This window comes from Janibacter anophelis NBRC 107843 (genome assembly GCF_001570945.1).
Classification (GTDB): domain Bacteria; phylum Actinomycetota; class Actinomycetes; order Actinomycetales; family Dermatophilaceae; genus Janibacter; species Janibacter anophelis.
On record NZ_BCSQ01000019.1, the window covers coordinates 14,797 to 30,569 of the forward strand.

A 15,773-nucleotide genomic window follows, 5' to 3' on the forward strand; every position below is an offset into this window, starting at 1 on the left:
CTCCTCAGACGAGGGTGGGCTTGACCTCGACGATGCGGGCCAGCAGTCCGTTGACGAACTTGGGTGACTCGTCGGTGCTCAGCTCGGTCGCCAGGAGGACGGCCTCGCTGACCGCGACCTCGTCGGGGACCTCCTCGCTGAAGAGGATCTCCCACGTGCCCAGGCGCAGGATGGCCCGGTCCACGTCCGGCATCCGCTCCAGGCTCCAGCCCTGGCTGTAGGTCGTCAGTGCGTCGTTGATGTCGCCCCAGTGGGCGACGACGCCCTGCACGGCCGTGATCGTGTACTCGTTGAGCGGGGCGGGCGTCACCGGCGCCGCGGCTCGCTCGCGCGCCAGGTCACCGGCGTTGAGGCCCCGCGACTCCGCCTCGAAGAGCAGGTCGACGGCCCGGCGGCGGGCCTTGGTACGGGCTCCCACTCAGTTCACGCGACCGAGGTAGGAGCCATCGCGGGTGTCGACCTTGACCTTGGTGCCCTGCTCGAGGAAGAGCGGGACGGAGATCTCGGCGCCGGTCTCGAGGGTCGCCGGCTTGGTGCCGCCCGTCGAGCGGTCGCCCTGCAGGCCGGGCTCGGTGTAGGTGATCTCCAGGACCACCGACGCGGGCAGCTCGACGTAGAGGACATTGCCCTCGTGGCGGGCAATGACCGCCTCCTGGTTCTCCAGCATGTACTTGGCGGCGTCACCGACGATCTCCGGCGTCACCGGGATCTGGTCGTAGGTGTCGGGGTCCATGAAGACGAAGTCGGTGCCGTCGTTGTACAGGTACTGCATCGTGCGCTTGTCGACGTTCGACGTCTCGACCTTGGTGCCGGCGTTGAAGGTCTTGTCGACGGTCTTGCCCGTCGTGACGTTCTTGAGCTTGGTCCGCACGAAGGCCGGGCCCTTGCCGGGCTTGACGTGCTGGAACTCCACGACGCTCCAGAGCTGCCCCTCGAGGTTGAGGACCATGCCGTTCTTGAGGTCATTCGTCGTTGCCACGTGTGTGCTCGCCTTCGCGTCGTCGTCTGGTGTCTCTCCCGCAGCAGCGTCGAGGGTGCGCGCGGGCCGCCCAGCATCCTAACCGGCCAGCGACCGCGCCACCCACGCTCGGACGCGCGGCGCGGCCTCCTCGAGCACCGAGATGTGGTCGGCGCCACGTACGCGCTCGTACTCCACGTCGGCTCCCTGCTGCGCGTACTGCTCCTCGAGCCGGTCGCTGAGCAGGATCGGGACGGTCGTGTCCTTGGTCCCGTGGACGATGAGGACGGGCACTTGCGGGTGCAGCTCCGCTGCGTCGTTGGTCCCGACGGTGCGGCGGATGCGGGAGAGGTCGGCGTCCTGCGCGAGGAAGGTGGTGAGCGGCATGCCGCCGAAGGAGTCGCCTCGGAAGAGCTCGGCGATGCACCGCTCCTCCAGCTGTGGCAGCAGCTCCCGGCCCGCCGGTGAGACCACGTCCTCGACCGGGACTCCCGTCACCCGGGCGGCGGAGACGACGAGCGGACCCAGGAATCCGGACCCCGACGCCGAGTCGGTCGCGGCGGCGCGCTCCTCCTCGGTCGTCGACGGGGCCCGGCTGCCGTCGGCCATGTCCACGACGACGCCGAGCTGGCTCGGTGGCGCGAGCGCGACGATGCCGGTCAGGTCGATGCCCGGCGAGTAGGCCTGGGTGAAGCGGCTGGTGAACAGGGCCGCCTGCGCTCCCTGCGAGTGCCCCATGGCCACCCAGCGCGGGGACAGGTCGGGCGAGAGCTCGTGGGCCGCCAGGACGATGTCGGTCATCGCGGCACCCGCCGACTGGCCCATGAGGTACGGGTGTGGTCCGGGTGTCCCGAGTCCCTCGTAGTCGGTGCGCACGACGGCATACCCCTCGTCGACCAGGTCGGCAGTCGCGCGGTCCATCGACGCCGAGTACACGCCGGTCTGCTGGTCGACGAGCGACCGCGAGGGCGCGCAGTCGTCGGCCATGCCGGTGGTGCCGTGGCCCCAGCTGATGACCGGCCAGCCGCCCTCCGGGGGCTCACCGGTGGGGATCGAGACCACCCCCGAGACGGCGACGGGCTCCCCCTTCGCATCGGTGGAGCGGTACATGACCAGGTGCGTCGTCCCACCGATCGTCGGCCCCTCCACCACCCGGCGGGACCAGATGAGGCTCCCGTGGCGGCCTGCGGCGAGCTGCTCGGCGCTCGTCTCGTAGAACGCGGTGCCCGACGGTCCGGTGGGCGCCTGCGGGGCGTCGTCCGTGGTCGCCCGCCACCCGACGAGGAGCGCGAGGACCACGACCAGCGCAGCGGTGAGCCCCCACCGTCGTCGCACGTTCATCGAAGCCATGCCGCCCATCCTCACACCGGCCCACACGCAGCAGGCAGTATGGCGGGCATGAAGTCCACGCTCGCCCTCGCCACGCTCGCCGCCGCCGGGACCGCCGGGCTCGCCGCCCGCGACCTCCTCCAGAAGCAGCACTCGCTCAAGCGCAACTTCCCCGTCGTCGCCAACGCGCGCTACCTCCTCGAGCGGATCGGCCCCGAGCTGCGGCAGTACATCGTGACGAGCAACGACGAGGAGCGACCCTTCAGTCGGGACCAGCGCGCCTGGGTCTACGCGTCGTCGAAGATGGAGAACAACTACGTCGGCTTCGGCACGGACAACGACGTCGAGCGGGTCGAGGGCTACCCGATCTTCAAGCACCGCACCTTTTCCGACGTGGCCGCGTCCACCTCGGTCCATGACGGCGAGGCCTCCCCACTCCCCTGCGCCAAGGTGCTCGGTGCGGCGCGGGGCCGTCGGCACGCCTTCCGTCCGGAGTCCGTGGTCAACATCTCCTCGATGAGCTTCGGCTCGCTCTCGGGCAACGCCGTGCACGCGCTCAACGAGGGCGCCCGGCTCGCCGGGTGCATGCACCTGACGGGCGAGGGCTCGCTCTCGCCCTACCACCGTCAGGGCGGTGACCTGATCTTCCAGATCGGCACCGGCTACTTCGGCTGCCGTGACGACGAGGGCCGCTTCGACCTCGACAAGCTCAAGGAGGTCGTCGCCTCCGCTCCGGTCAAGGCGGTCGAGATCAAGCTGAGCCAGGGCGCCAAGCCCGGCCTCGGCGGCATGCTGCCGGCGGCCAAGATCTCCGAGGAGATCGCGCAGACGCGCGGCATCCCCCGGGGCGAGGACTGCTCCAGCCCCTCACGCCACACCGTCTTCACCGACGTCGACTCCATGCTCGAGTTCGTCGAGCGGATCGCCGACGAGACCGGCCTGCCCGTGGGCATCAAGTCGGCGGTCGGAGACATGGGCTTCTGGGAGGAGCTGGCCGAGGCCATGGGCGACGGCTCCCGGGGCGTCGACTTCATCGCGATCGACGGCGGCGAAGGGGGGACCGGCGCCGCTCCGCTCGTCTTCAGCGACGCAGTGGCCCTGCCCTTCCGGCTCGCCTTCGCCCGGGTCCACGGCATCTTCGCGCGGGCCGGTCTCGCCGACCGTGTGGTGTGGGTGGGCTCCGGCAAGCTCGGGCTGCCGGAGAACGCGCTCGTCGCCTTCGCACTCGGTGTCGACATGGTGCACGTGGCACGCGAGGCGATGCTCGCCATCGGGTGCATCCAGGCGCAGAAGTGCCACACCGACCACTGCCCCACGGGCGTGGCGACGCAGAACCAGTGGCTGGCGCGCGGCCTCGACCCGACGCTCAAGGCCCACCGGGTCAACAACTACATCCGGACGCTGCGTCGCGACCTGCTCAAGGTCTCCGAGGCGTGCGGGGTGTGGCACCCCGGTCTGCTGACCGTCGACGACGTGGAGCTGCTCCTGGGCGACCGCAAGTCGACGCCGCTCGCCGAGGTCTACGGGTATGAGCCCGGCTGGGGCGTGCTCGGCGACGAGGACGCGGCCGCGATCATCGAGATCATGTCGCGGACCGCGCCCTCGGCGGACGACGAGCGGGTGCCGGTCACTTCACCTCGCGGGTGAGGATCCGGTAGGTCCCGATCGCGAGCGGCAGGCCGACCCAGGCCAGGGTCGCCGTGGCGAGTTGGGCCCAGTTCTCACCGGTCATCGTGCCGGTCGTCAGCGGAACCGTGACGACGTTGAGGTCCAGCCACTCCGCGGCGTCCCTCATCCACTCGCTCATCGCCGTCAGCACGGTCCACACCGTCGGCAGCACCAGGCTGCTGACGATGGCGATCGGGGTGTTGAGGAAGGCCGCGCCGAAGGCGACGCCCTGGAGGGTGTAGATCAGGCCCGCGAGCACGACGCCGGCCAGGGAGATGCCAGTCAGGGTGAAGTCCCCACCGCCGAGTGCCGTACCGAGCGCGGCCGCTGCCCCGGCCGCGGTGAGCAGCAGCAGGCAGAGCACGAGGGCTGCGGCGATCTTGGCCGCGATGATCCGTCCGCGTCGGGGCACGAGGGTGAAGGTCGCCAAGCCGGTGCGCTGGCTCCACTCCTGCGTGGCGGACATGATGCCCATGATCGGCAGCAAGATCATCGTCGGCATCACGATGAGACCGAGGAAGTTGGTGAAGGGCTCGCCCCCGTCCTCACCCCACAGGAGCAGGCCTGCGGCGATGAGGAAGCTGATGCCCGCCATCGTGATGAGCATCCACATCCCGGCACGGGTGTCGACCATCTTGCGCAGCTCGATGACGACGAGGCGGGCGAAGGGGATGCGGTCGCCGGAGATGTCGACGGGGGCACCGGGCTCGGGGCGGGCGGTGGGTTCGGTGGTCGGGACGTCCGTGGTCGTGGCTGCGGTGCTCATGCGGCGATCCCCTCTCGGGACTCTGCGGCGGTCAGGGTGAGGAAGAGCTCCTCGAGGCCGCCGGCGGAGCCGGCGGCGAGGTCGGTGAGGACGATGCGGGCGTCGAGTGCGATCCGGCCGACGGCCTCGCTGCTCGTCTGGGCGAGCAGGCCGGCTGGGGTGCGGGTGACGTCGATGCCGCCCGCGACGAGGGCGGCGGCCAGGGCCTCGTCGTCGACCGAGCGCACCCGGGTGCCCTGCTGCTGGAGCAGGCTGTCGACGGTGCCCTCGGCGACGACCCGGCCGTGGCCGATGATGACGAGCTCGTCGGCGATGATCTGCACCTCCGAGAGCAGGTGCGAGGACAGCAGCACCGTGCCTCCACGATCGGCGAAGCCGCGCAGCAGCCCACGCATCCAGTGGATGCCCTGCGGGTCCAGGCCGTTGGCGGGCTCGTCGAGGACGAGGACCTGCGGGTCGCCGATGAGCGCGGCCGCCAGCCCGAGGCGCTGGCGCATGCCGAGCGAGTAGTTGCGCACCCGACGCCCGGCCTCCTTGTCGGTGAGGCCGACGGTGGCCAGGCCGCGGTCCACGGCGTCGGACCCGACCCCGATCGTCCGCGCCGCGAGGGTGAGGACCTCACGGCCGGTGCGGCCCGGGTGCTGCGCCGAGGCGTCGAGCATGACGCCGACGTGGCGACCCGGGTTGGGCAGGTCGCGGTAGCGGCGACCGAGGACGAGTGCCTCCCCGGAGCTCGGCGGCGTCAGCCCGGTCATCATCCGCATCGCGGTGGACTTGCCGGCGCCGTTGGGCCCGAGGAAGCCGGTGACGCTGCCCGGCCGGGCGGTGAAGGTGATGTCGTCGACGGCGGTGAAATCGCCGTAGCGCTTGCTGAGGTGGGAGACCGTGATCATGGGTCCAACCCTCCAAGGATCGGGCGAAGGGGGCATCGGTCCCCGGTCTCGACCCGACCCCCTCCTTTGGTCGGGGGTGCCGGCGAACAGATCATCCCACGGACGGATACCCGCGCGGCGCGGGTGCGCCTACGGTGGGGCCCGTGACCACGAGACCGCCTCGCGAGGAGCGCGACCCCGACCGACTCACCTGGTGGGACACCACGTGGCGGGTCGGCGCCGCGCTGCTCCTCGGGCTCTTCGTCTGGACCTTGACCGCGGTCATGACCTTCCCCTCCCCGCAGGAGGAGCTGCCGGACACCTTCCGCACCTTCTGGCTCGTCCTCGTCGACCCGGTCATCGGGCTCGTGGCCACCGGGCTGATGATCCTGCGCCGTCGGTGGCCGGTCCCCATCGCGGTCGTCACCACCCTCCTCACCGGGGTCTCGGTCTTCGCCGCGGGCGCCCAGTCGATCGTCCTCGTCTCCCTCGCGACCCGCCGCCGGTGGCGCGAGATCGTGCCGGTCACGGCCCTGTCCGTCCTCGTCAGCCTCGTGAACACCCGCGTGGTCTACCCCGAGCGCGAGCCCCTGCCCCTCTGGGTGGAGGCGGTCCTCACCGCGCTGATCATCATCGTCAATGTGGCCATCGGCTACGCCATCGGTTCTCGACGCGCCCTCGTCGCCTCGTGGGTCGACCGGGCGCGCTCCGCCGAGGCCGAGCAGAGCGCGCGGGTCGCGCAGGCGCAGACGGCGGAGCGCTCGCGCATCGCCCGGGAGATGCACGACGTCCTCGCCCACCGCATCTCGCTCGTGACGATGCATTCCGGCCTGCTCACCTACCGACCGGACCTGCCCGAGGGCGAGCGACGCGAGGCGATCGCGGCCATCGACACCAACGCTCGCGCCGCCCTGACCGACCTGCGCGAGGTGCTCGGAGTCCTGCGCGACGAGGACGGGAGTGGCTCCCTTCGCCCCCAGCACACCCTGCGCGACCTGCCCGAGCTGCTCGACGACGCCCGCGCCGCCGGCACGAGGGTCACGCTCGACGACGGTGGTGTCGACCTCTCCGCGGTGCCGGAGTCGACCGGACGCACCGCCTACCGCGTCGTCCAGGAGGGGCTGACCAATGCCCGCAAGCACGCCCCCGGGGCTGCGGTGACCGTGACGCTCTCGGGGCGCCCCGGTGACGTCCTGCGGGTCGAGGTGGTCAACCCGCGCGCCGTGGGGTCGCAGCCGGCCGTCCCCGGATCAGGTCTCGGCCTGCTCGGTCTGGCCGAGCGGGTCGAGCTGGCCGGAGGCGAGATGAGCCATGGGTGGGACACCCGCGACCAGCACCGGCTGGTCGTGTCACTACCGTGGGCGACGTGAGCGCCCCCATCTCCGTCGTCCTCGTCGACGACGACGCCATGGTCCGCACCGCGCTGTCGATGATCCTCGGCGCGGCGCCCGAGATCACCGTCGTGGCCCAGGCGGACGACGGACGAGCGGGCCTGTCGGTCATCGCCGAGCACTCCCCCGACGTCGTGCTCATGGACATCCGCATGCCGCGCCTCGACGGGCTCGCGGCGACCGAGGAGCTCGTGCGCAGCGGGTCGCCGAGCAAGGTGATCGTGCTGACGACCTTCGACGCGGACGACGACGTCATGCGTGCCCTGCAGCACGGGGCGGACGGCTTCCTGCTCAAGGACACGCCGCCCGACCGCATCGTCGAGGCGGTGCGCCTGGTCGCGGCGGGGCAGTCGATCCTCTCCCCCAGCGTCACCTCACGGGTGCTCGAGTCGGTGCGCGGTGCCGCCCGTCGCGGCGCCGACGACTCCCGCGACGCGGCCCGTCAGCGCCTGGCGGCACTCACCGACCGCGAGCTCGAGGTCGCCCGCGCGGTCGGAGCGGGCCTGTCCAACGCCGAGATCTCGCGCACGCTCTACCTGAGCGTCGCCACGGTCAAGGCGCACGTGGGGCGCATCCTCGACAAGCTCGGGGCGGACAACCGGGTGCAGGTCGCGATCACCGTGCACGAGGCCGAGCTGGACCCCCCTTCGTCCGCTCCCTGACCGATCAGACCAGGGCGGCGTAGGCGTCGCGGAGCAGCTGCTCCTCGGGGCCCTCGAGGCGCGCGGGTGCGGCCAGACCGTCGAGGACGACGAAGCGCAGCGTGGCCCCGCGGGTCTTCTTGTCACGACGCAGGGCGGCGAGCAGCTCGTCGAAGGTGGCACCCGAGTAGCTCGTCGGGAGGCCGAGGAGGCCGAGGACGTAGCGGTGCCGCTCGAGCAGGTCCGCGTCGATCCGCCCGGTCCGGTGGGCCACCTCGGCGGCGAAGACCATGCCGATCGCGACGGCCTCGCCGTGCCGCATGCGGTAGCCCTCGTGGTGCTCGATGGCGTGCCCGAGCGTGTGGCCGTAGTTGAGGATCTCGCGCAGGTGCGACTCGCGCAGGTCCGCCGCGACGACGGAGGCCTTGACCGCGATCTTGCGCTCGATGACTTCGCGCAGCGAGTCCGAGCCCGGGTCCTGGACGCCGGACGCGTCGGCCTCGACGATCTCGAGGATGCGCGGGTCCGCGATGAAGCCACCCTTGACGACCTCGGCGAGACCGGCGGACAGGTCCGCGGGCGGCAGGGTGGCCAGGTGGTCGAGGTCGCACAGCACCGCGGCCGGGGTGTGGAAGGCGCCGACGAGGTTCTTGCCCTCGGCCGTGTTGATCCCCGTCTTGCCGCCGACGGCGGCGTCGACCATGCCCAGGACGGTCGTCGGCACGTGGACGACGGCGACCCCGCGCAACCAGGCGGCGGCGGCCCAGCCGCCGAGGTCGGTGACGCTGCCGCCGCCGACGGCCACGACGGCGTCGCTGCGGGTGAACCCGGCCCGGCCCATGCTCGCCCACAGACCCGCGGCGACCTCGACGGTCTTGGCCGCCTCGGCGTCGGGGACGGCGGCGACATGCACCTCGATCCCGGCCCCGCGCAGCGCGGCCACGATCGGGTCGGCGAAGGGGGCCAGCGGCTCGCCGTGCACGACGAGGACCCGTGCGACGCCCTGCGGCAGGACCTCGGCGACCCGCGCGGAGACGCTGTGCCCGACGAGCACGTCGTAGTCCTCGCCGACGGCGATGGTCGTGGTCTGGCTCATGCGTCCTCCAGCAGGGTCAGCGCCTCGGCGACCACCGCGTCGACGTCCCGCCCCGCGGTGTCCACCCGGTGGGTCGCCAGTGAGTCGTAGGTCGGACGGCGGGTCTCCATGGTCCTGATCCAGCTCTGCCGCGGGTTGACCGACAGCAGGGGGCGGCTCTTGTCGAAGCCGATCCGCTTGGCCGCGTCGGCGATGCCGACGTCGAGGAAGAGCACACGATGACGGGACAGCGCCTCGGTGACCGCGGGGATCATCGGCGCTCCCCCGCCGAGCGCGAGGACGACGCCGTCCTGCTCGAGCGCGTCGAGCACGGCCTCCTGCTCGGCGGCGCGGAAGTGCTCCTCACCGGACTCGACGAAGATGTCGGAGATGCTGCGCCCCTCGCGCTCCTCGACGATCGTGTCGGAGTCGAGCAGTGGACGCCCGAGACGGTCGGCGAGCCCACGGGCCACGGTCGACTTGCCGACGCCGGGAGGACCGATGACGACGACGAAGGGGGCGCCGCTCACTCCTGCCACGTCCGCATGAGCTCCGGGATCGCCTCGAGGTAGGCGCGGTGGTTGCGGGCGGTCTCCGCGACCGAGTCCCCGCCGAACTTCTCGACACAGGCCTCGGCGACCACAAGGGCGACCATCGCCTGCGCGACGACGCCGGCGGCCGGCACGGCGCACACGTCGGAGCGCTGGTGGATGGCCGTCGCCGGGTCGCTGCCGGTGACGTCGACGGTCTCCAGCGCCCGGGGCACGGTGCTGATCGGCTTCATCGCCGCCCGCACGCGCAGCACGTCGCCGGTGCTCATGCCCCCTTCGGTCCCGCCGGCTCGGCCACTGCGCCGGTGGATGACGCCGTCGGCGTCGCGCTCCATCTCGTCGTGGGCGGCCGAGCCGCGGCGGCGCGCGGTGGTGAAGCCGTCACCGACCTCGACGCCCTTGATCGCCTGGATGCCCATGAGCGCGCCGGCCAGGCGCGCGTCGAGGCGACGGTCCCAGTGGACGTGGCTGCCCAGGCCCGGCGGCAGGCCGTAGGCGAGGACCTCGACGACGCCGCCGAGGGTGTCGCCGTCCTTCTTGGCCGCCTCGATCTCGGCGACCATCGCGTCGGTGCCCGCACGGGTCATCGCGCGCACGGGGTTGGCGTCGAGCGCCGGGGTGTCGTCCGGCGTCGGCAGCGGCCCGTCGGCGGGCGCCGAGCCCTCGCCGATCGCCACGGTGTGCGCGACGAGGCGGATGCCGTAGGCCTGCTCGAGGAACCGCTCGGCCACCTCGCCGAGCGCGACCCGGGCCGCGGTCTCGCGCGCGGATGCCCGCTCGAGGATGGGGCGGGCCTCGTCGAAGCCGTACTTCTGCATCCCCACGAGGTCAGCGTGACCGGGGCGCGGGCGGGTCAGCGGGCGGTTGCGGGCGATCTCCTTCTCCGCGTTGACGTCGTCGGCTGCGGCGAGTGCCTCGCTCGCGACCGGGTCGGCGCTCATGACGGTCTCCCACTTCGGCCACTCGGTGTTGCCGATCATCACCGCGAGCGGTGAGCCGAGGGTGCTGCCGTGGCGCACGCCCCCGAGGAAGGTCACCTGGTCCTGCTCGAACTTCATCCGGGCACCGCGCCCGTAGCCCAGACGACGCCGGGCCAGGGCCGCGGCCACGTCGGACGTCGTCACCTCGACCCCGGCGGGCAGCCCCTCGAGGGTCGCCACGAGGGCCTGGCCGTGCGACTCACCAGCAGTCAACCAACGCAACATGGCACGAATCCTCGCATCCCCGGCCGAGGTGGCCGTCAGGCGTCCGGGGTGTGGCCCAGGGCGGCCCGGCCCGCGGCCTGCATCGCCGCGACGGGCGCCGGCGTCCCGGTGAAGAGCTCGAACTGACGCGCCGCCTGGTGAACGAGCATCTCCAGACCGGAGACCACCTGGGCCCCGTGCTCCCGAGCAGCCCGAGCGAAGGGGGTCGGCCAGTCCGCGTAGACGACGTCGAGGACGACGGCGTCGGCCAGGCCGGGGCCCGCGTGCTCCGCAGCCGCGGCATTGGCCGTGCCCCCCGGCAGCGTCGAGACGAACGTACGGTCCCCGGTGCCGGCCCAGTCGGCGAGCGGCACGACCCGCAGGTCGACGTCGGCGACGCCGCGCAGCGCCTCGGCGCGCTGCGGGGTGCGCGCGGCGACGGTGATGCGCGTGGCGCCCAGCCCCACGAGGCCGAGCACGGCCGAGCGCGCGGTGGCACCCGACCCGACGACGGTGGCCGAGGTGGTGCCGGCCGCCCCGGCGTCGAGGAGTGCCTGCGTCACCCCGTGGACGTCGGTGTTGTCGGCACTCCACCCGGTGTCGGTGCGCACGAGCGTGTTGATCGCGCCCGCCGCGCGAGCGAGCGGGCTCACCTGCTCGGCGACGTCGAAGGCCGCGACCTTGAGCGGCATCGTCAGGCTCAGCCCGCGCCAGTCATCGTCGAGCCCGGCGACGAAGGGGGTCAGACCCCCTTCGTCCACCTCGTGGGCCGTGTACTCCCAGTCCGGCAGACCGGCGGCCGCGTAGGCGGCCCGGTGCAGGGTCGGCGAGAGCGAGTGCCGGATGGGGCTGCCGAGCACGCCCGCGCGCCGGGCCACGACGTCACTCGCAGCTGCCGGTGTTGCGGCAGAACTCGTCGACATTGCGCTGGTGCTCGGACTCGTCGGCCGTGAACTTGGTCTCACCCGACTCCGGGTCCACGGTGACGAAGAAGAGCCAGTCGCCGTCCTCGGGGTTCTCCGCGGCCTCGATGGCCTCGGCACCGGGATTGTTGATCGGACCGGGGGGCAGGCCCTTGTTCTTGTAGGTGTTGTACGGGTTGTCGGTGTCACGCTCCTTGTCGGAGGTCGTGATCGTGCCCCGCTTCCTGAGCATGTAGTGGATCGTGGAGTCCATCTGCAGCATGCCGACGGTCGGGCCGGTGACGTCCTCGAGGCGGTTCTCGACGACCCGGGCGACCTTGCCGCGGTCGGCCGCACCGGCCTCACCCTCGACGATCGAGGCGACGGTGAGCGTGCGCTCCCAGTCGGAGCGCTCGACCCCGGCCTTCTTCAGCTCGTCGGTCGTCATCTTGATCATCGTGTTGAGCTGCTCGACCGCGCTCGTCTTCTTGTCGAACTCGTAGGTCGACGGGAAGAGCCATCCCTCCACCTCGCCGCCGGCCTCGTCGGGCAGCTCGAGCTTCGAGGAGTCCTCGGCCTGCTCGTACTCGGAGACCGGCGTGCCGGTCCCCTTGGACAGGCGCTCGTAGATCTCCGAGCGCCACAGGCCCTCGGGGATGGTGATGCCGGAGCCGACCCGGTTGGCCGGGTCGAGCAGCCGGTCGAAGGCGTCCGAGGCCGGCATCTCCTTGAGCATCGAGTAGGTCCCCGGCTGGATCGAGCCGGCCTTGTCCGGCTGGGCCGTCGCGACCTGGGTGAAGCTGCTCGTGGTCTTGATGACGCCCGCCTCGACGAGCGCCTCACCGATCTCGGAGCCGGCCATCCCCGACTCGACCTCCACCTCGACGCTCCCGTGACCGGGGCCCTCGAAGTCCGTGGACTCGGAACCGCCCGGGACGAGGGAGCGCAGCGAGCCGAAGGCGAAGAACATCGCCGCGACGACCACGGCGGCGGCCAGGACCATCGCCAGGCAGCCGACGCCTCCGCGCCGCGAGGAGCGGACCTCCTCGGCACGTCGTGCCCGTCGTGAGTGCCCGGTGCGGGACTCCTCGTCGAAGATGTCCTCGTCCAGCTCGCTCATGCGTCCTTGCCCTTCCGCGGCGTGCGTCGGCGCGGCCGACCGACCCGTTCTCCGGGGGGTCCACCGGTTGCGCGTTCCGTGTCCAGCGCAGTCTGCAGGATGAGGACGGCCGCTGCTTGGTCGACGACACCCCGGTGGCGTCGTCCGGCCAGCCCGCTGTCGCGCAGACCCCGATGAGCATCCACCGTCGTCAGCCGCTCGTCCACCAGGCGGATCGGCGTGTTGCCGATCGGGGCCCGCCCGAGCGCGGAGCGCAGGTGCGCGGCCCACTCCCGGGCCTTGGCCGCCGCCGGCCCCTCGCTCCCGTCCAGGGAGCGCGGGAGACCGACGACGACCTCGACCGCCTCGAGCTCCGTGGCGATCTCCACGACCCGATCGACGTCGGAGTTGTGCTCGACATCACGCGCGACCGTCTCGACGGGCGTCGCGAGCAGGCCCGAGGGGTCGCTCGAGGCGACCCCGACCCGGGCGTCCCCGACGTCGACGCCGATGCGCACACCGGGGCGCACGGAGCCCGCTGCCTCAGTCACCGAGCTCGCGCTCGACGGCCGCCAGCGCGTCCTCGACCTTGGTGACGTCCTGGCCGCCGCCCTGGGCGAGGTCGTCCTTGCCGCCACCACCGCCACCGAGCACCTGGGCCGCGACCCGCACGAGCGCGCCGGCCTTGACCCCCTTCGCCCGGGCGGCCTCGTTGGTGGCGATGACGACGACCGGCTTGCCCGCGCCGTCACCGGTGAGGGCGACGACCGTCGGGCGCTCCTCGCCGAGGCGGGAGCGGGTGTCGGTCACCATCTGCCGCAGGTCGTCGGGCGCTCCCCCGGCGATGTGCTGGCCGATGTAGGTCACGCCGCCCACGTCGGTGGCAGCGTCGGTCAGCGAGCCGGCCGAGGCGGCCACCTGCTCGCGGCGCACCTTCTCCAGCTCCTTCTCGACCTCGCGCAGGCGCGTCACCAGCTCGGAGACACGCTCGGGCAGGTCGGCGGCCGGCGCCTTGACGATCGTCGACAGCTCGGCGACGAGGGCCCGCTCGGTCGCCAGGTGCGCGAGCGCGTTCATGCCGACGTAGGCCTCGAGGCGGCGCACGCCGGAGCCGACGGAGGACTCACCGGTGAGGGTGAGGGCGCCGATCTGGCTCGAGTGGCGCACGTGGGTGCCACCGCACAGCTCGCGCGACCACTCGCCGCCGATCTCGATGACGCGCACCTGCTCGTCGTAGGTCTCGCCGAAGAGCGCCAGCGCGCCACGATCGCGCGCCTCGGGCAGGGTCATCCAGTCCGCGGAGACCGGCAAGTCGTCGCGCACCGCGAGGTTGGCGACGTGCTCGATCTCGGCGCGGGCGTCCGCGGACAGCGACTGGTTCCACGCGAAGTCCAGACGCAGGTAGCCGGGCTTGTTGTAGGAGCCGGACTGCAGGGCCGACGGGCCAAGCACCTGGCGCAGCGCCGCGTGGACGACGTGGGTGCCCGAGTGCGCCTGGCAGGCGTCGATGCGCCACTGCGGGTCGACCTCGGCGGAGGACTCCTGACCGACCCGCACGGCGCCGTCGGTGACCTCGACGGTGTGGACGACCAGGCCCTTGACCGGGCGCTGGACGTCGCGCACGAGCAGGCGCGCACCGTCGACGACGATGACGCCGGAGTCGGCGATCTGGCCACCGGACTCGGCGTAGAAGCTCGTCCGGTCGAGCACGACCTGGCCGGTCTGGCCGGGCTCGAGCTCCTCGACCCGGGCGCCGTCGCGCACGAGGCCGACGACCGAGCCGGTCGTCGTCAGCTCCTCGTAGGCGCGCCAGTCGGTCGCGCCAAGCGAGCGCAGCTCCTTCCACACCTCGGTGTTGGCGTGTCCGCCCTTCTTGGCCTTGGCGTCGGCCTTGGCGCGCTGGCGCTGCTCGTCCATGAGCCGCACGAAGCCGTCGCGGTCGACCTTCAGCCCCTGCTCGGCCGCCATCTCGAGCGTGAGGTCGATCGGGAATCCGTAGGTGTCGTGCAGCGCGAAGGCCTGCTCGCCGGCGAGGGTGTCGCCACCGCCCTCCTTGGTGCGCGCCACCGCGGTGTCGAGGATCGTCGTGCCCTGCGCGAGGGTGCGGCGGAAGGCCTGCTCCTCGGCATAGGCGATCTGCGCGATCCGGTCGAAGCCGGTGCGCAGCTCCGGGTAGGACGCGCTCATCCGCTCCATCGAGACGGGCAGCAGGTGGGGCAGGGCGGGCTCGTCGTAGCCGAGCAGGCGCATCGCGCGCACCGCGCGGCGCAGCATGCGCCGCAGCACGTAACCGCGGCCCTCGTTGCCGGGGGTGACACCGTCACCGATGAGCATGAGTGAGGAGCGCACGTGGTCGGCGACGACCCGCAGGTGGACGTCGTCGGGGTGGGAGTCACCGGCGGTCTGGCCGGACTGCGTCCCGTAGCTGCGGCCGGTCATCTCCGCCGCCTTCTCCAGCACGGGGTAGACCTCGTCGATCTCGTACATGTTGTCGACGCCCTGGAGGATGCTCGCGATCCGCTCCAGACCCATGCCGGTGTCGACGTTCTGCGCCGGCAGCGGGCCGGCGACGTCGAAGTCCGACTTGGAACGGACCGCGGAGAGCTCGTACTGCATGAAGACGAGGTTCCAGATCTCCATGTAGCGGTCCTCGTCGACCTCGGGCCCGCCCTCGCGGCCGTACTCCACGCCGCGGTCGTAGAAGATCTCGCTGCACGGGCCGCCCGGCCCGGGCACACCCATCGACCAGTAGTTGTCGGCCTCGGCGCGACGCACGATCCGCTCCTTGGGGATCGACGTCAGCTCGAGCCACAGCTGCTCGGCCTCGTCGTCGTCGGTGTAGACCGTCGCCCACAGGCGCTCGGGGTCGAGGCCGTAGCCGCCCTCGGGCTGGGGCGTGGTGAGCAGCTCCCAGGCGAAGGCGATGGCGTCGCGCTTGAAGTAGTCGCCGAAGGAGAAGTTGCCGTTCATCTGGAAGAAGGTGCCGTGGCGCGAGGTCTTGCCGACCTCGTCGATGTCACCGGTGCGCACGCACTTCTGCACGCTCGTGGCGCGCGTCCAGGCCGGGGTCTCCTGCCCGAGGAAGTAGGGCTTGAAGGGGACCATGCCGGCGTTGACGAAGAGGAGGTTGGGGTCCTCGTGGATCAGCGGGGCGGAGGGGACGACCGTGTGTCCCTTGCCCTCGAAGAAGCTGAGCCAACGGCGCCGGATCTCGGCAGTTTCCATGGGTGTTCGCGTCCAATCAGTGGTGCAGTGGGGTTCTCGGGGCAGGAGCGAAGGGGGCGAGCGGCGCGTCAGGCGCGGGTCGCCCCCGAGATAGCTCGCCGCGCGGTGGTCC

General features: G+C 72.0%; 15 protein-coding genes. 3 read left to right on the top strand and 12 right to left on the bottom strand.

The genetic code is table 11. The features are described from left to right. Positions 1-4 precede the first annotated feature (4 nt). The 3 genes from nusB to JAN01S_RS06860 form a co-directional block, all read right to left on the bottom strand. Positions 5-418, bottom strand: a complete 414-nt coding sequence (nusB, locus tag JAN01S_RS06850) for a transcription antitermination factor NusB (RefSeq protein ID WP_068315654.1) — start codon at positions 416-418, stop codon at positions 5-7. After that, positions 419-979 (bottom strand): elongation factor P, encoded by a 561-nt coding sequence (gene efp / locus JAN01S_RS06855; protein WP_068315657.1) that lies wholly within the window; start codon positions 977-979, stop codon positions 419-421. A gap of 78 nt (positions 980-1,057) precedes the next feature. Continuing rightward, positions 1,058-2,308, bottom strand: a complete 1,251-nt coding sequence (locus tag JAN01S_RS06860; RefSeq protein ID WP_169797181.1) for a lipase family protein — start codon at positions 2,306-2,308, stop codon at positions 1,058-1,060. Between the two features lie 48 nt (positions 2,309-2,356). Between JAN01S_RS06860 and JAN01S_RS06865 the strand changes: the two genes are divergently transcribed. Continuing rightward, positions 2,357-3,934 carry an FMN-binding glutamate synthase family protein gene (locus tag JAN01S_RS06865; RefSeq protein ID WP_068315769.1) on the top strand — a complete coding sequence of 526 codons (1,578 nt, stop codon included), beginning with the start codon at positions 2,357-2,359 and terminating at the stop codon, positions 3,932-3,934. Here JAN01S_RS06865 and JAN01S_RS06870 read toward each other — a convergent pair. Both JAN01S_RS06870 and JAN01S_RS06875 read right to left on the bottom strand, forming a co-directional pair. After that, positions 3,915-4,721 (bottom strand): ABC transporter permease, encoded by an 807-nt coding sequence (locus tag JAN01S_RS06870; RefSeq protein WP_068315663.1) that lies wholly within the window; start codon positions 4,719-4,721, stop codon positions 3,915-3,917. The two genes, JAN01S_RS06865 and JAN01S_RS06870, sit on opposite strands and share 20 nt — an antisense overlap. Continuing rightward, positions 4,718-5,614 carry an ABC transporter ATP-binding protein gene (locus tag JAN01S_RS06875; protein WP_068315665.1) on the bottom strand — a complete coding sequence of 299 codons (897 nt, stop codon included), beginning with the start codon at positions 5,612-5,614 and terminating at the stop codon, positions 4,718-4,720. The genes JAN01S_RS06870 and JAN01S_RS06875 overlap by 4 nt, the downstream gene beginning before the upstream one ends. Positions 5,615-5,757: 143 nt before the next feature. On the opposite strand from JAN01S_RS06875, the gene JAN01S_RS06880 reads away from it, so the two are divergent. Continuing rightward, complete coding sequence (locus tag JAN01S_RS06880) at positions 5,758-6,963, top strand: sensor histidine kinase (protein WP_068315669.1); 1,206 nt, start codon at positions 5,758-5,760, stop codon at positions 6,961-6,963. A 38-nt stretch (positions 6,964-7,001) separates the two neighbouring features. Then, on the top strand, positions 7,002-7,646 hold the full coding sequence (locus JAN01S_RS06885) for a response regulator (RefSeq protein ID WP_068315772.1): 645 nt from the start codon (positions 7,002-7,004) through the stop codon (positions 7,644-7,646). A gap of 4 nt (positions 7,647-7,650) precedes the next feature. On the opposite strand, the gene aroB is transcribed toward JAN01S_RS06885, so the two are convergent. The 7 genes from aroB to alaS are packed head-to-tail and all read right to left on the bottom strand — an operon-like array spanning position 7,651 to position 15,661. After that, a complete protein-coding gene (gene aroB, locus JAN01S_RS06890; RefSeq protein WP_068315672.1) occupies positions 7,651-8,721 on the bottom strand; it encodes a 3-dehydroquinate synthase in 1,071 nt (356 codons plus the stop codon). Continuing rightward, positions 8,718-9,239, bottom strand: coding sequence for a shikimate kinase (locus JAN01S_RS06895; protein ID WP_306305657.1), 522 nt, complete (start codon positions 9,237-9,239; stop codon positions 8,718-8,720). Before JAN01S_RS06895 ends, aroB begins: the two co-directional genes overlap by 4 nt. Further along, positions 9,227-10,456 carry a chorismate synthase gene (gene aroC / locus JAN01S_RS06900; RefSeq protein WP_068315678.1) on the bottom strand — a complete coding sequence of 410 codons (1,230 nt, stop codon included), beginning with the start codon at positions 10,454-10,456 and terminating at the stop codon, positions 9,227-9,229. The genes JAN01S_RS06895 and aroC overlap by 13 nt, the downstream gene beginning before the upstream one ends. A 35-nt stretch (positions 10,457-10,491) precedes the next feature. After that, positions 10,492-11,313, bottom strand: a complete 822-nt coding sequence (locus tag JAN01S_RS06905; RefSeq protein ID WP_244884776.1) for a shikimate dehydrogenase — start codon at positions 11,311-11,313, stop codon at positions 10,492-10,494. A 4-nt stretch (positions 11,314-11,317) separates the two neighbouring features. Continuing rightward, positions 11,318-12,457 carry an endolytic transglycosylase MltG gene (gene mltG / locus JAN01S_RS06910; RefSeq protein WP_068315685.1) on the bottom strand — a complete coding sequence of 380 codons (1,140 nt, stop codon included), beginning with the start codon at positions 12,455-12,457 and terminating at the stop codon, positions 11,318-11,320. Beyond that, complete coding sequence (ruvX, locus tag JAN01S_RS06915; protein ID WP_244884777.1) at positions 12,454-12,987, bottom strand: Holliday junction resolvase RuvX; 534 nt, start codon at positions 12,985-12,987, stop codon at positions 12,454-12,456. The genes mltG and ruvX overlap by 4 nt, the downstream gene beginning before the upstream one ends. After that, on the bottom strand, positions 12,980-15,661 hold the full coding sequence (gene alaS, locus JAN01S_RS06920) for an alanine--tRNA ligase (protein WP_068315691.1): 2,682 nt from the start codon (positions 15,659-15,661) through the stop codon (positions 12,980-12,982). The genes ruvX and alaS overlap by 8 nt, the downstream gene beginning before the upstream one ends. Positions 15,662-15,773 lie beyond the last annotated feature (112 nt).

Coding starts and splice junctions, on each gene's coding strand:
- JAN01S_RS06860 (WP_169797181.1), bottom strand. CDS start 2,308: ATGGCTTCGATGAACGTGCGACGACGGTGGGGGCTCACCGCTGCGCTG.
- JAN01S_RS06865 (WP_068315769.1), top strand. CDS start 2,357: ATGAAGTCCACGCTCGCCCTCGCCACGCTCGCCGCCGCCGGGACCGCC.
- JAN01S_RS06870 (WP_068315663.1), bottom strand. CDS start 4,721: ATGAGCACCGCAGCCACGACCACGGACGTCCCGACCACCGAACCCACC.
- JAN01S_RS06875 (WP_068315665.1), bottom strand. CDS start 5,614: ATGATCACGGTCTCCCACCTCAGCAAGCGCTACGGCGATTTCACCGCC.
- JAN01S_RS06885 (WP_068315772.1), top strand. CDS start 7,002: ATGGTCCGCACCGCGCTGTCGATGATCCTCGGCGCGGCGCCCGAGATC.
- aroB (WP_068315672.1), bottom strand. CDS start 8,721: ATGAGCCAGACCACGACCATCGCCGTCGGCGAGGACTACGACGTGCTC.
- aroC (WP_068315678.1), bottom strand. CDS start 10,456: ATGTTGCGTTGGTTGACTGCTGGTGAGTCGCACGGCCAGGCCCTCGTG.
- mltG (WP_068315685.1), bottom strand. CDS start 12,457: ATGAGCGAGCTGGACGAGGACATCTTCGACGAGGAGTCCCGCACCGGG.
- alaS (WP_068315691.1), bottom strand. CDS start 15,661: ATGGAAACTGCCGAGATCCGGCGCCGTTGGCTCAGCTTCTTCGAGGGC.